10 protein-coding genes are annotated in these 13,761 nt (G+C 41.4%); 2 read left to right on the top strand and 8 right to left on the bottom strand.

What is annotated here, in order from left to right; translation table 11 throughout:
- Positions 1–92: 92 nt before the first annotated feature.
- The 3 genes from OIT90_RS02615 to tagD all read right to left on the bottom strand — a co-directional run bounded on the left by OIT90_RS02615 (position 93) and on the right by tagD (position 4,372).
- On the bottom strand, positions 93–2,375 hold the full coding sequence (locus OIT90_RS02615) for a CDP-glycerol glycerophosphotransferase family protein (RefSeq protein WP_474892225.1): 2,283 nt from the start codon (positions 2,373–2,375) through the stop codon (positions 93–95).
- A gap of 43 nt (positions 2,376–2,418) precedes the next feature.
- On the bottom strand, positions 2,419–3,885 hold the full coding sequence (locus OIT90_RS02610) for an alpha-glucosyltransferase N-terminal domain-containing protein (protein WP_474892224.1): 1,467 nt from the start codon (positions 3,883–3,885) through the stop codon (positions 2,419–2,421).
- 97 nt (positions 3,886–3,982) lie between these two features.
- Positions 3,983–4,372, bottom strand: coding sequence for a glycerol-3-phosphate cytidylyltransferase (gene tagD / locus OIT90_RS02605; protein ID WP_008343212.1), 390 nt, complete (start codon positions 4,370–4,372; stop codon positions 3,983–3,985).
- Between the two features lie 359 nt (positions 4,373–4,731).
- Here tagD and OIT90_RS02600 point away from each other — a divergent pair, with 359 nt between their 5' ends.
- The gene (locus OIT90_RS02600; RefSeq protein WP_039181899.1) at positions 4,732–5,502 is read left to right on the top strand and encodes a WecB/TagA/CpsF family glycosyltransferase; all 771 of its coding nucleotides are present in this window, start codon (positions 4,732–4,734) and stop codon (positions 5,500–5,502) included.
- 11 nt (positions 5,503–5,513) lie between these two features.
- The gene (locus OIT90_RS02595) at positions 5,514–6,704 is read left to right on the top strand and encodes a CDP-glycerol glycerophosphotransferase family protein (RefSeq protein ID WP_126682379.1); all 1,191 of its coding nucleotides are present in this window, start codon (positions 5,514–5,516) and stop codon (positions 6,702–6,704) included.
- 17 nt (positions 6,705–6,721) lie between these two features.
- Here OIT90_RS02595 and OIT90_RS02590 read toward each other — a convergent pair whose 3' ends face one another.
- The 5 genes from OIT90_RS02590 to OIT90_RS02570 all read right to left on the bottom strand — a co-directional run bounded on the left by OIT90_RS02590 (position 6,722) and on the right by OIT90_RS02570 (position 13,685).
- Positions 6,722–9,352, bottom strand: coding sequence for an N-acetylglucosaminidase (locus tag OIT90_RS02590; protein WP_144494034.1), 2,631 nt, complete (start codon positions 9,350–9,352; stop codon positions 6,722–6,724).
- Between the two features lie 124 nt (positions 9,353–9,476).
- Entirely contained in the window at positions 9,477–10,427 is a 951-nt protein-coding gene (gene manA / locus OIT90_RS02585; RefSeq protein ID WP_144494032.1) for a mannose-6-phosphate isomerase, class I, read from the bottom strand.
- A gap of 147 nt (positions 10,428–10,574) precedes the next feature.
- Positions 10,575–11,396 carry a carbohydrate ABC transporter permease gene (locus OIT90_RS02580; protein WP_024426281.1) on the bottom strand — a complete coding sequence of 274 codons (822 nt, stop codon included), beginning with the start codon at positions 11,394–11,396 and terminating at the stop codon, positions 10,575–10,577.
- Positions 11,393–12,364 (bottom strand): carbohydrate ABC transporter permease, encoded by a 972-nt coding sequence (locus OIT90_RS02575; RefSeq protein WP_200885522.1) that lies wholly within the window; start codon positions 12,362–12,364, stop codon positions 11,393–11,395. Before OIT90_RS02575 ends, OIT90_RS02580 begins: the two co-directional genes overlap by 4 nt.
- A gap of 55 nt (positions 12,365–12,419) precedes the next feature.
- Complete coding sequence (locus OIT90_RS02570) at positions 12,420–13,685, bottom strand: ABC transporter substrate-binding protein (protein WP_212042514.1); 1,266 nt, start codon at positions 13,683–13,685, stop codon at positions 12,420–12,422.
- Positions 13,686–13,761 lie beyond the last annotated feature (76 nt).

The following is a 13,761-nucleotide window of genomic DNA, read 5'->3' as shown; positions in this document are numbered from 1 at the left end:
CTAATCGAGATAAAAAAACACCTTTAAGTGAAATCAACTTAAAGGTGTTTGTCTCTTGATCAAAATCTTGTTCATACAATAATGCAAGATTTTTAAGCATTATGTTTTTTATCAAACACTACTTCAACGACCCGCTTCGAAGATTCTCCAGTCTCTAAGTAGCAGAATTTCTCATAAAACGGCGCAAATGAATCTGGTAGTGTAAAGGTCGGCTGTTCTGTTTCTCTGACCCAGTCAATCACACGTGCTGTCTCTTTTACAAGCGGTCCAGGTGCTTCTTGTTCAAAGTCGAAATAGAAGCCTCTTAGCTTATCTCGATATGTTTCAATGTCAGGCACATAGAACAGCATCGGACGTTTGAGGTTTGCATAGTCAAAGAAAACAGATGAGTAATCTGTGATGAGCAGATCTGAAATCATATAAAGGTCTCTAATGTCTTCGTAATGAGAGAAGTCATAGGCAAAGCCTTCATACGGCCCTAAATCAAAGTTTTCAGCAACTAGATAGTGCATACGCAGAATGATAATATATTCATCTCCGATAGCAGCTCTCAGCTCATGCAGATCAAGGTCTAAATCAAATTTGTACTGCCCTTTTTTATAAAATTGATCGTCTCTCCATGTCGGTGCATATAAGATCAATTTTTTATCGAGCGGCAGGTTCATTTTTTGTTTCAGTGCTCTCATCGTTTCTTCATTGTTTTGATTGTGAAGGAAGTCATTTCTCGGATATCCTGACTCAATCATGGTCTTTTGAAATTGGAACGCACGTGTAAAGATTTCAGTCGAGTAGGCATTAGGAGAGATGAGATAATCCCAATTCGATGCTTCTTTCGTGAAATTCTTTTTGTATTTCTTCGTGTTTGTTCCAGGCATATGCACCTCGTCCATGTCCATTGCCAGTCGTTTTAACGGCGTACCATGCCAAGTCTGCAAGTATGTTGTGTGATCTGGCTTTGGAACCCACAGCGGAAGACGGCTGTTTACGACCCAATACTCGGCTCTTGCCATCGCAAAAATCCATTTCAATGACAGACGATTGATATAATAGATGCCTTTTTCCTTAAACGGTGCTTCATGACCCTTTTTAACGCTCCAGATCAGCGTATATTCAGGGTGATTTTCTTTCATATATTCGTAAATACCACGCGGATTACAGCTGAATTGTTTTCCGTTAAAGCTTTCAAAAACAACGGTTTTCTTTTTCACAGACAGCTTACTCGCCAGTTTAAAGGTCGTTTTAAACGTTCTTGTCACAAGGCGGTTACGGACTTTTTTGATTTTACCGATCTTCTTTTTGAATTTCTTCCACTTGCTTTTGACGTAATACTTGGCACGTGTTTTCATGGTGTAGTCATTAATACGGATGCCAAGCGTTTGTCTTTTTTTCTTTCGGTACACTTCATATCGAATCGGTACATCGTTTCGCTTATGAATTTGAACAAGTCCTTTGAGTTTGTTCGAGCGGTCTCCAAGCACTAAAGAAGTGGTTGTTAATGTTTCCTCTACTCCGTTCACGTCGCAGATAAATTCAAGATAGAAGCGATATACAAGGCGCTTGTTCAAGGAATAGGTTAATTCAGATAAAGGAACTTCAGCTAAAAATTGATAAAGCTGTGGTACCTGTTGATCATCACGGTATTCGATCACTTCATCTTTTATATGGGTGATATTGACCGGAAAACGATGTTCAATTGGTTCTTCACCATTTTTCTTCAATAGAAGTTTTGCTTCTTTGATCTCATATGGATGTTCTGCACTTAGAACACCTGCATACCCGGATAAAGATAACATATATCCTTTGTTGAGCTCGATTTGATTGAATTTCACAACCTTTAGCTCACGCTTGATTTTCAAAGAAGCATTCCCTTTGTCTGTGCGGTATGGAATGATATACAGCATGGCGTCTTTATTTTCTAAAAAAGTCAGCTCAGGCTTTTCTACTTCCATTTTCAAACGGCGTTTATAGTTTGACGTTTTCTCTTCAGATTCATTATCTGTATTGATATCTGCTTCTTTTACTTCTTCTTCCTCTTCTTCGGAATCAGAATCATAAGCTGAGTCCTCAAGCTCGTCCTCATCCTCTTCTTGGTTTGTGCTTAAATAGTCCGTGACATACAAGTTATATGTCTGGCCTTGCTCTAACGCAAGCGGCAGCGATGATTCACTCAATACCAATTTGAATAGATTCTCTTCTTGATGAACAAGCGGAAGGAAAAGCTCTTGTTTTGATACTCTTTCCCTCATAAACAAATAAAATTCCCTATCTGTTAATGGCATGTCATCATCGATGCGAATCAGCATTTCTAGTTTCTCATGGTGATTTTTTAACCCTTCAACAACACTCTTCTTCTTATGAATTCCCTCTTCAATCATTAATCGTTAATCTCCTCTGTTCAGAAATCTTACCGTTATATGGCTATTTCACTTTCCAAGAATAGTTTCCTTGTTTCGTTTGATATGACCATCCATCGATGGACGATGGTTTATTCGTAAGCAGCTCGCCTTCTATTTCTAGACGCTGCAAAACCTCTTGAAGTTCTTCTGTTTTAAAACGAATGTAAAAATCCACAAATTTCGTTTGGTTGATTTCAATGTTTTTCTTTGTTTGAAAATGGCCAATTGGGAAGCTGACTAGATGGTTTTCATCGATTGTTTGAGAGATGATTTCAGCTCCATTCACTCGATCATATCCTGCAAAATCAATTTGCACATGATCCGCATGACTCATTTCATCTTTTACATCGAGTTGAAGGTGAAGAACATGATGCTCAGAGCTTAGATCACGCAGGACCCATTTCATGCTGTCAACGATCCCTCTCAGTTCATCTTTATGCTTACGATTTTCGAGCATATGATGAATGGCCGTATTCCAAACAGTCTCTTCGTCAGAAGGAACAAGATAAAAATAAGCTTGTTCTCCCAAGACTTTCTCGACATCTTCTTTATGCTCAGTATCCCCAAAAAAGACAGCATCCACTTGCTGTTTTCTTATTTGTTTAAATAATTCTCCATATTGAGAATTAACTTGATGCAGATCTTCTTCATAATGTGCGTGATGCACAAATGCAGCGTAATAGGTGGTTTCAGGCTGATCGATTTTAAACAGGTGGCGGTCTTGATCACGGTCCTCTGTGATCATCAGTTTCAAACGGTCATTTTGTGATTGAATGCTGGATAGCCATAATTGTTTAATATCCGTCTTCTTTGTAAATGTTTGAATTCCTGTTTTTTTATACCAATTGATATGCCGAACTGGATTCTTTTTTGCATCACCAGAATAAATGATCTCCATATAAATGCTTCCGTCGTCACTGATTAATTCTTCTAAGTATAGAGCACCTGTATGTGGAACAAAGCTTTGTACTCTGCACAAAACGCCCTGCCAATTGTATTCTTCCCTCTTCACTAGTTGCTGCTTTTCATTATATTGATCAATATAACAAATGGGGGAAGCAGGCAATTCATATCTCGTCACTTGAATCGTGGATTCATCTTCGGGAAAAATAGCTTCATTGATCTGATGTGGTGATTCACCGGCAATAAATTCTAAATAACGTCTTTTACTTCCGCTTAGCGGTAAGATATAGTGTTCAAATACATTCAAGATGTCCACTTGGTTAGGAATTGTCTCCTCCAAGCTGTGAATACGTTCTTTCACATTTGCATCGTAATTTAAAGTTAAAATTGCAGTACGCTTATGCTGATCAGCCAAGGGCTTAATTCTTGTCTTTAAAGATTTCGTTAAGCTCTCATCCTGTTTTGGCACATCACCCATAATAAAGTAGTAATCCATATCAGGCATGTCCACTGATGCCAGTGTTTCATGTTGTTCAGATTGATCCAATGTATCTTCAACTTTTTTCTTCATCCAATTTTGAAACAAAGGAAGCTCTCCTTAAAAATAATGATGACTTGCTCATTGTATTTTACATGAAAAAGTACTTCTCACCAAAAGATAAGAAGTACTTTTTTTCGATCTATTAAAGTCCCGCAATTTCTTCCTTAATTTGTGTTGTCGAGATGCCTTCTGTTCTCTTCAAGTATACGACTTCGCAATGTTCTTTTAAGAAATCGAATTTACCTTCCCAGTCATCTCCCATGACAAACACATCGATATCGTGCTCTTGCACGTCACGGACTTTTTGATCCCAGCTGTTTTCTGGAATGACTTCGTCTACATAACGAATGGTTTCAAGAATCAGCTTTCTATGCTCGTAGCTGTGATAAGCTTTTTTTGATTTTTGTAAATTAAACTCGTCTGTAGAGATGGCCACCACTAAGTAATCTCCGAGCTGCTTTGCACGCTCTAGCAGCTTAATGTGCCCCCAGTGTAATAAATCAAATGTACCGTAAGTAATAACTTTCTTCATTGCAAACATAAACTCCTTTCTTCAATCCTTATTCGACTGCATTCGTGCAGTAATTTATCCGTAATTCTGTGATATTCGATTCGCTCTTCGGAACCTCATTATATCACAGCGCCCACCAAACGTTAAGCGGATGTAAAGACAAACTATTTCCAATTTATTGGGCGTAGGAGGAAAAGTCCGAGGAATCAATGTTTCACAGAGGATCGTCCATTTGAATTGATGAAAATGTCATGAAATTTAAAGGTTTGTAAAGTTATTGTTAATATTTCATGGAGCATCTGTGATAAAATGATGAGTAGGCGAAGAATGAATTTACAATGAACGTTCATAGATAACAAGTTAAAAAGGAGGTCTAAACAATGCAAACAGAAGTGGTCTCAAACCTTTCTTATGTAAACGGCGACTTAGATGAATTTATCAGCTATATGAACCAGCATCATATTTCTCAGAAAAGAGGCGCCATGATTGCGACTGTCAATCCAGAGATAGGCTATGCCGTCATGAAGGATCATGCGTACCATCAAGTCGTCTCATCTGCGGATTATGTACTGCCGGATGGTGTTGGCGTCGTGTTGATGTCTCGCATGACCCAAAGTCCACTTAAGTCAAGAATTGCCGGCTTTGATGTCTTCATGTCTATGCTTGATCTAGCAAACAAGCAGTCTAAAAGAATCTTTTTATATGGTGCGAAAAAAGAAGTGCTTGAGGCTGTGAAACAGCGAATTGATACGGAATATCCAAATGTGGTCCTTGCCGGAAGCTGTGACGGCTATCAAGCAGATAAACGTTTCGTAGCGAAGCAAATCGCGCGCTCGAAACCTGATATGGTGTTCGTTGCATTAGGTTATCCAAACCAAGAGAACTTTATTTACGAATACCGCCATTTATTCCCGCAGGCTGTTTGCATCGGTTTAGGCGGAAGCTTTGATGTATTTAGCGGAACGGTGAAGCGTGCACCACGCTGGATGATTAAGACAAATACAGAATGGCTGTATAGATTGATTGTGAATCCATGGAGATGGAAACGAATGCTGAATATTCCTAAGTATGCTTTTGCCGTATTGAAGGAAAGCAAAGGAAAAAAACGTTACTATCCTGAGCAGGTAAAGGATCAGACGAAGCAGCTGTGAGAGACTGACAAATGATGAATATACGCTCAATGATGATTTCATGTTACGCAGCTTTTATTTCTTTCATTGGATGGCTGATGAGCGGCGTGAAACCGCGTGAAAACCAGGTGACGCTGCTTGTTTCGTTCCAAGAGAATGCGGCTGCTCTCATTCATACTTATCAACAACAGGCGAACATGACAATGAAGCTTACTGTCCTCTATACGAAGCATGCTTCTGCGATAGAAAAGGACGGGCCTCATCTGTCATTTCGCTATTTTCATGAAAAAAATCCTCTCCATCTCATTCAATGTATGTATACGATGTTTAAAAGCAAGGTTGTCGTGACGGATAATTACTTTCTCATGACGAGTGTGCTTAGAAAACGGCCTTCTACCACCTGTATTCAAGTATGGCATGCCAATGGCGCTTTGAAAAAGTTCGGGCTTGAAGATGCTTCAAATTCTGAACGAAGTCCCCGTGACATCGAGCGCTTCAAACGTGTCTATGCGTCTTTCGACTATATCGTGACAGGCTCAGATCACATGCGTGAGATTTTCAAGACCTCGTTTGGGGCCAATGATGAACGCTTTTTACCAACTGGTGTACCACTGACGGATCTGTACTATGAACAGCATCAGCCTTCCTTAAAGCTGAATGATATCCCAAAAGGGAAAAAGATCCTGCTCTATACACCGACCTATCGAGACTTTGCAATGGACAGTCTTGTCCTGCCTTTTTCAAAAGAGCAATTGCAAACTGAGCTGAATGGCGATTATATTCTGCTCGTCAAGCTTCATCCTGCAGTCAAACATTTAGCGAAAGCAGAAACAGACGGTGAATGGATATTTGATGTGTCCGATCAGCCGCTCTATCCATTGCTTTGTGCTTGTGATGTCCTAGTGACAGATTATTCGTCGATTGTGTTTGAATATGCACTGCTCGAAAAGCCTGTCTTGTTCTTCACTTATGACTTAGACACTTATCGGGAGAAACGCGGCTTAGTTGATCGGTATGAAGACATCATTCCTGGAAAGGCTTGCGTCACTCAAGACATGCTCTTGCAGGAGCTTTTACACCTAAACGGATCAACCAATAAAGAACGAATCAAAACCTTTGCTGAGGAATGGAACCAATATTCAAAGGGACAATCAAGTCAGCAGCTCCTTTCATTCATTGAACAGCAGCTGCTCTTACAAAAAAAACGTCCGGCTTCTCAATAGGAAGCACGGACGTTTTTTTATTTGTTATACACTGGGATATCGTAATACAGCGTATAGTCATCAAGCAGGTTATACAAACTATACATACGAGTGACTTGCTTAGAAGCCCAGCCAATATCTGTTGCATATTGATGAGTTGCTGTAGCAGACCAGCGCATTTTATAAATCGTATCTTGTTTGTATGTCGCATTATTGATGTAGCTGTTGCCAATGAATTTTGCCCCGCCAATAATCGCAGCCTCTGGTGTGAACCATTGCTGTTCATACGCATACTTTGCACCGAGATAATTCGGATTGCTGTCATATGCACCAATGCCATACATGTTATATACTTTCTTTCCATTAAACATTGTACCATTCGCTAAAATGGAACTTCCGTTACCCGTTTCAAGCAACGCATGAGAAATAAGATAAATTTCGTTGATATGATACGTTTTTGCTGCTGTAATAAAGGCTTGTCCTTTTCCAGCAAGAATCCCTTTGCCTGCTAAAATCTTTGTATTGACCTCTGCCGGATTGAGATTCGCAGCTTCAGAGAGTTTCAGAAATTGAAAATAAGATTGCGTGCCTTCTGCAATATTGGCTGGATCTACATATTTTTGCACCTCTGCTGCACTTGCATTTCTCCAGCCGAGGTTGATCCTGATCCAGTTTCCTTCTTTTCCAAGCTGTTTCACTTTTGCTCCTTTATTCAGCTGTGCGACAATGTTGCTTGCAGAGCTCGAATCAGGTGTTGAACGGACATTTAAGCCATCTGTATTCACTGTCGATGTTGCTTGGTCTACATATGCTGCATAGACATAGGCCGCACCATCTGTCTGTGGTGACACCTTCATTTGTTTGTTTACCATCTCATTGACAGTGAGGTTGTAGTTCGTTTGCATGACCATTGGGCCATTTTTAATTTTTACGGCTGTGGCAGTCCAGCCATATTGGCTTTTCACAAATGCAATGGCTTCATTTACAGTTGGTAATCCTGTAAATTGCTGCGTAATGTTAATTTTGTAAGTTGGTTTCGTTGTTGTTGTATACGCAGCATTTTCATTCCGTTTTTTGAAAAATGCCATGCCTTGGTCACGCAGTGCAGCTGTTGAGATAGCACCTGTTTTGATCTGATATTGAGCATAATCGACTGCACCTGTTTTTTGGGCAACAGCCTTCATTTTTTGTTTCGTCAAATAGCTGAGTGCTTGATTCAGTTTTGTCTGATTCACTGTCGGCTCTGTCGTGATACGGTATTGCTTGACCGCTTCAGTCAGCGTTTTTGTACTGCTGGCAATACCATTTTTCTTGATGATCTCTTGAGCCTGCTTCACTTTAGTTTGTTCATATACAGGTGTTGTCTTAAGACTATATGTTTTGCTGACAGCCTGTCCCTTACTTGTCTTGATGCTGCTTGTCACCTTCTGCGTTTTTAAGTATGCGGCACCTTTATTCACTTTCGCTTGGTCCACTGCTTGATTGACGACGAGTCGATATGTGCTGTCTGATACCTTGCCTGTTTTTTTCGTTGTCGCAGATACTTTTTTCTTTTGGAAGAAAGCCGCTGCTTTTTTCGCTTGTTCATCTCCTAAAAGGTTCCCCGTCACGACTTGATATGGCTGTGTAGAAGAAATCTTTTTAGATGTGTAGCGCCATTTCTTTTTCTTGAAAAAAGCTATCGTTTTTGCGTAAGCTGTATCGTTCAATTGATTGAGCTTTACGATATAATTTTTTGTTTTTCCCACTCGCTGCACAGTACCTGCAGCACCGGTTTGCTTCTTAATTTGAGCCGCAGCTGAAGCTGCTTGTTTGTTGTCTTTGAAATAGCCTGATTCCAAGCTGTAGACATTTTTTAAGGCTCCTGTCTTTTGAATCTTCCCGCTGATTTTTGCTTCTTTTTGCAGCTGAGTAAGGAGTGTCTGTGCTTTCGACTGGTTCGCTTGTGCAGCGGATGTGACGATGTAATACGGCTTACCCGGTGTTACCGTTTGAAGCACTGGTTTTAAACCGGATGCCTTCTGAAAACCTTGCAGAATGGTATTTGCCTTACTTTGTCCAACAATACCGCTTGAAATCAGCTGATATACAGTGCCAGCTTTGTTTTCGGTTTGGTATGTACTGGTGACGCCTGCCTGCTTTTGCAACTCGGTTTGAATATTTTTCACTTTCGTTTCAGAATCAATGGTTCCTGATATGACCTGATAAGAAGGCCTGCTTTGATTGATAACTTCATAGGAGCTATTGAGCCCAGATGTTTTTGTTAGCTCAAGTGAGAGCTTTTTCGCCTGATTTTCATCGTTAACTGGGTCAGATACGACCTTTTGTAAAGGAAGGCGGTCACCTACTGGAGACACCGTACCGCTCATGCCCACCTCTTTTTTTAATGCAGCTGCACTTGCACTCGCTGCTGCTTGTGACTCATACCCTGAGGCAGTGAGCTGATAGCTCGACGTATTTCCTGAGGTTTGGTAAGTGGCTGTCCACTTTTTGTCCTTCTTCAGTGTTTCCACTGCTTTTTTCACTTCTGCTTCTGTTGTAAATACCTTTGTGGTGTTCATCGTATAAATGGATTGGTCGACATAGGAGGCTGCTTGCGCTTCTTTACCCGTGTGTAATGTCATACCAAAGGCAGCTGCGAGTAACATAATCTTGATGGTTTTTTTCACGTTCCCTGTCCCTCTCTTAACTTTGCATAATAGTCTACTAATCTCTTTATCGACAAAAACAAGTACTCTTTCAAGTCATTTATGCAATAGAAAAATAGAGGACCCTCCTGAAGTCCTCTTTGCCTTATATATGCGACACAATCAGTTCACAAGATCCTTCAATTGAGAAGCTTCCTGTTTCAGCCGGCAGAATAAAATGAGCGCCCTTTGGCAGTGGATATGTGTTTCCGTCATGCTCTAAAGACCCTTCTCCATCAATCACACTGCATAGCAAAAACGGATAATCCTGCGAAATCTCTACTTTTTGATCAATTTCCCATTTATACACAGAGAAGTATTCTGCTTCAACAAATGTACGAATGGTCACTCCTCGGCGTGTTTCAACTGATTCATCTGCATAACCGTCTACATGAGGAACCGTCGTGACATCAATTGCTTGTGCAAAATGAAGTTCACGTTCGTTGCCATCCTGGTCTTTTCGTTCATAATCATATACGCGATAGGTTGTATCTGAGCTTTGCTGCGTTTCAAGGACAAGCGTTCCTTCGCAAAGCGCATGAATAGTACCGCTTGGCACATAATAAAAATCACCAGGCTTAATTTTCACCCGCCGCAAAAGACCTTCCCAATCTCCGCTATTCATCATGGTGACAAGCTCAGTTCTTGTTCTTGCATTGTGCCCATAGATCATTTCCGCTCCTTCTTTGCAGTCAATGATATACCAGCACTCTGTTTTTCCAAGCTCGCCATTTTCATGTCTTTCCGCATAATCATCATCTGGATGTACTTGAACGGACAAGTCTTGGTTTGCATCTAAAATTTTGGTTAACAGCGGGAAGCGATCGCCTTCTATCCCCCCGAACAATTCTCTATGATTGTCCCAAAGTTCGATCAGCGTTTTCCCTTTATATGGACCGTCTTGCACGACACTTGGTCCGTTTGGATGAGCAGAAATTGCCCAGCATTCTCCCGTTTGATCAGAAGGAATATCGTAGCCAAATTGATCCCTTAAGGCTGTACCTCCCCATATTCTTTCCTTCAATTCAGGCAGTAAAAAAATTGGTGACTGCTTCATTCAGGATGACTCCTCCCTTTGCTACCCTTTGATAATCCTTACCTAGCTTGATGAAAACTAGTAAGTCTCAACTTTTATTATGACGCTATCTAAAGAGAAGTCAATCCTTTCAGTACACCGAATGAAAACGATAACACAAAAATTGTTTTACCCTTTGACAGAGCCTGCAAGAAGCCCTTTGACAAAGTATTTTCCAAGAAGAATATAGACGAGTAGTGTCGGCAGCGCAGCCAATATCGCTCCTGCCATTTGGACGTTCCACTGCACAATTTGACTGCCTGATAGATTTTGCAAGGCAACCATCACCGGCTGATGCTCCGCAGTGGTCATCGTGACTGCAAATAAAAATTCATTCCACACATTTGTGAACTGCCAAATGGCGACCACAACAAACCCCGTGATCGAAAGCGGAAGAATCATATGTCTGAAAATCCCGATAAACCCTGCGCCATCCATTTTCGCCGATTCAATCATTTCATCTGGGATGCTCACATAGAAATTTCGGAACATGAGCGTTGTGATCGGAAGTCCGTATACGACATGGACAAGCACAAGCCCTGGAATTGAATTATACAATCCGACTTCACGCAAAAATTGAATAAGTGGAATTAGAATACTTTGATATGGGATAAACATCCCAAACAGCATCAGCGTAAAGACGACTTCTGATCCTTTAAAACGCCATTTTGATAATACATAGCCATTCATTGCACCTAATACAGCTGACAGTAAAGTAGCAGGAATGACTAGATAAAGAGAATTCATTAAATTAGGCGCCAGCTTTTCAAACGCGATTTGATAGCTTGAAAAATCGATTGTGGATGGCAGCGACCACATTCGTTCAAGGGTGACTTCACCTAATGGCTTCAAGCTTGTGACGAGCATGACATAAACTGGCATCAAAAAAAATAGACTGCACAAAATCAATAAAGCATAAAGAACTGGACGGACAAACCATCTGGCTGTCATGATGAAGCCCCCTTCCGGCTCGACAGGAGGTATGGCACGATAAAGACCGCAACAGAGACCAGCATGACAATCGCAATGGCGGCACCGCCTGCATAATGGTTTCCTCTAAAGGTCATTTCAAACATATACACGCCCGGGACATCGGTGACAAAGTTCGCACCCGGTCCTGTCATCGAGTAAATCAAATCGAAAATCTTTAATGAAATATGAGCCATGATGATAACAACACTTGCAGTAATCGGTTTTAAAAGAGGAAAAATGATTTTCCAGTAAATCTGCCACTCCGATGCACCATCCATTCTAGCAGCCTCTCTTACTTCCTCTGGAATTCCTCGCAGACCCGCCAAATACATTGCCAGAGAGAAGCCTGTCATTTGCCAAACAGCTGCAATCACGACGGCAATCATGGCCGCAGGTACACCAAACTCAATTTTCCCCCAGACAAATCCGGCCAAAATGTTCGTATCCGTGTACCATTTAGGCTGGATACCGAGCGTTTTCAAAAATAAATTCACCCCTGTTGACGGGTTTAAAATCCATTGCCATACAACCCCTGTGACAACGAAGGAAAGGGCCATCGGAAAGAAGAATAAATTCCGAAAAAGAGATTCCCCCTTGATCTTCTGATCTAGTAAAATCGCAAGTGCAAGACCAGAGACAATGACAGCCCCAATAAAAAATAGAGTAAAAAAGACCGTGTTTCGAAGATCTGACTGAAAGCGGAAATCTTGAAACAGCATGGCATAATTGCGAAGACCTGCGAAAGAGAAATCAGGAACAAGCGTGGTCCAGTTTGATAATGACACATATCCTGTCCAGCCAATAAAGCCGTAAACAAAGATGAATAATAAAACCGCTGACGGGGCTAAAAAGAGCAGCGCCAGCAGCTGATCTCCATTCCATTTTTTCCGCATACGTTTGACCTTGGGCATAGATGTTTTTGTCATCGGCGATGTGTCCATGCGCATGAAGCTACACTCCTTTTAAAAAAGAGGCGGTGCCTAGCCGCCGCCTCTTTCGTCTTTATTTCATTGCATCTTTTAAAGATGATACAAACTGGCTGCTGTCTTTTTGTGTCACGAAGATATTGACGACTTGATTCGCTTTCGTCACAAACCCTTCTTCAGCAGCTGAGCCATGAGCAAGAGACGGCGCCAGCTTAGACTCTTTAAATGCTTTCATCGCCGATTTTCCGTATTCATCATATTTTGATACGTCTGCATCCACACGTGCTGGAATCGATCCTTTTAGCGGATTAAACGCATCCTGTCCTTCCACAGATCCTAAAACAGATAAGAATTTCTTCACGTTTTCTGGCTGTTTCACACCCTTTGGCAGTCCAAATGTATCGGTGATCACCATAAAGCTTCCTTCCGTTCCAGGAGTCGCCGTGTATCCAAAGTCTTGATTCACCTTCAAATCAAGATCATTCACAAAGTACCCCTTCGCCCAGTCACCCATGACATTCATTGCTGCTTCCCCTTTTGCCACGAGCTGTGAGGCATCCTGCCAGTTACGTGAGCTGTGATCATCATTGACGTATTCGAGCATACGTCCAAAGATGTCTGCCGCTTCCTTCACTTTCGGGTCATCCATTTTCATGTCGCCAGCCCAAAGTTTTTGATAACCATCTGCCCCTAATACACCAAGCAAAACACTTTCAAACAAATGAGTCGCCGCCCAAGGCTCCTTATCTCCAAGCGCAAGTGGCGTGATCCCTTTTTTCTTTAATGCATCTGCTGTTTTGAAAAATTCATCAAATGTCGCTGGCGGCTCTAAGCCTGCATCATCAAATACCTTCTTGTTATACCAAAGCACATTGCCCCTGTGAATGTTCACTGGCACGGAATAGATTTTTCCATCTTTGCTGACAAGATCAATCAGTGATTTTGGAAATTTGTCTTTCCAGCCTTCTTTTTCATATAAATCATCCAGCGGCTCCATTTTGCCTGCCGCGACCCAGCTCTCATTCAGCTCCGCCCCGCCATGCACTTGAAACGTAGCAGGCGGATCATTCCCCTGCATACGGCTAGTCAGAACAGCCTTTGCATTCGTACCAGCACCACCTGCGACGGCTGCATTTTCAATTGGAATGTCTTTATTCTTCTCTTCAAACAATTGGATGAGTGCCTTTAGCCCGTCTTCCTCACCCGCTCCTGTCCACCAAGAGAAAATTTCGAGCTTTTCCGTTCCGCCTTCTTTTTTTGCCTCTGAGTTCGTCGATGAACTGCAGGCAGTGACGATAAGCATACAGAGTGCAAGCAGTGTAAAGCCTAATTTGACCTTCATAATTGATCCCCCATCCCTATTTTGTAAGCGTTATCAAAATAAGTATAATGGAAGATCCTTGCTTTTTTTCAGGCAA

This window comes from Bacillus sp. ABR, from assembly GCF_056172715.1.
This window is presented reverse-complemented; position numbering and strand designations above follow the sequence as displayed.

Bases quoted from the DNA above. Each gene is read 5' to 3' on its own strand.
- OIT90_RS02615 (WP_474892225.1), bottom strand. From the start codon at position 2,375: ATGATTGAAGAGGGAATTCATAAGAAGAAGAGTGTTGTTGAAGGGTTA.
- tagD (WP_008343212.1), bottom strand. From the start codon at position 4,372: ATGAAGAAAGTTATTACTTACGGTACATTTGATTTATTACACTGGGGG.
- OIT90_RS02600 (WP_039181899.1), top strand. From the start codon at position 4,732: ATGCAAACAGAAGTGGTCTCAAACCTTTCTTATGTAAACGGCGACTTA.
- OIT90_RS02595 (WP_126682379.1), top strand. From the start codon at position 5,514: ATGATGAATATACGCTCAATGATGATTTCATGTTACGCAGCTTTTATT.
- manA (WP_144494032.1), bottom strand. From the start codon at position 10,427: ATGAAGCAGTCACCAATTTTTTTACTGCCTGAATTGAAGGAAAGAATA.
- OIT90_RS02580 (WP_024426281.1), bottom strand. From the start codon at position 11,396: ATGACAGCCAGATGGTTTGTCCGTCCAGTTCTTTATGCTTTATTGATT.
- OIT90_RS02575 (WP_200885522.1), bottom strand. From the start codon at position 12,364: ATGCGCATGGACACATCGCCGATGACAAAAACATCTATGCCCAAGGTC.
- OIT90_RS02570 (WP_212042514.1), bottom strand. From the start codon at position 13,685: ATGAAGGTCAAATTAGGCTTTACACTGCTTGCACTCTGTATGCTTATC.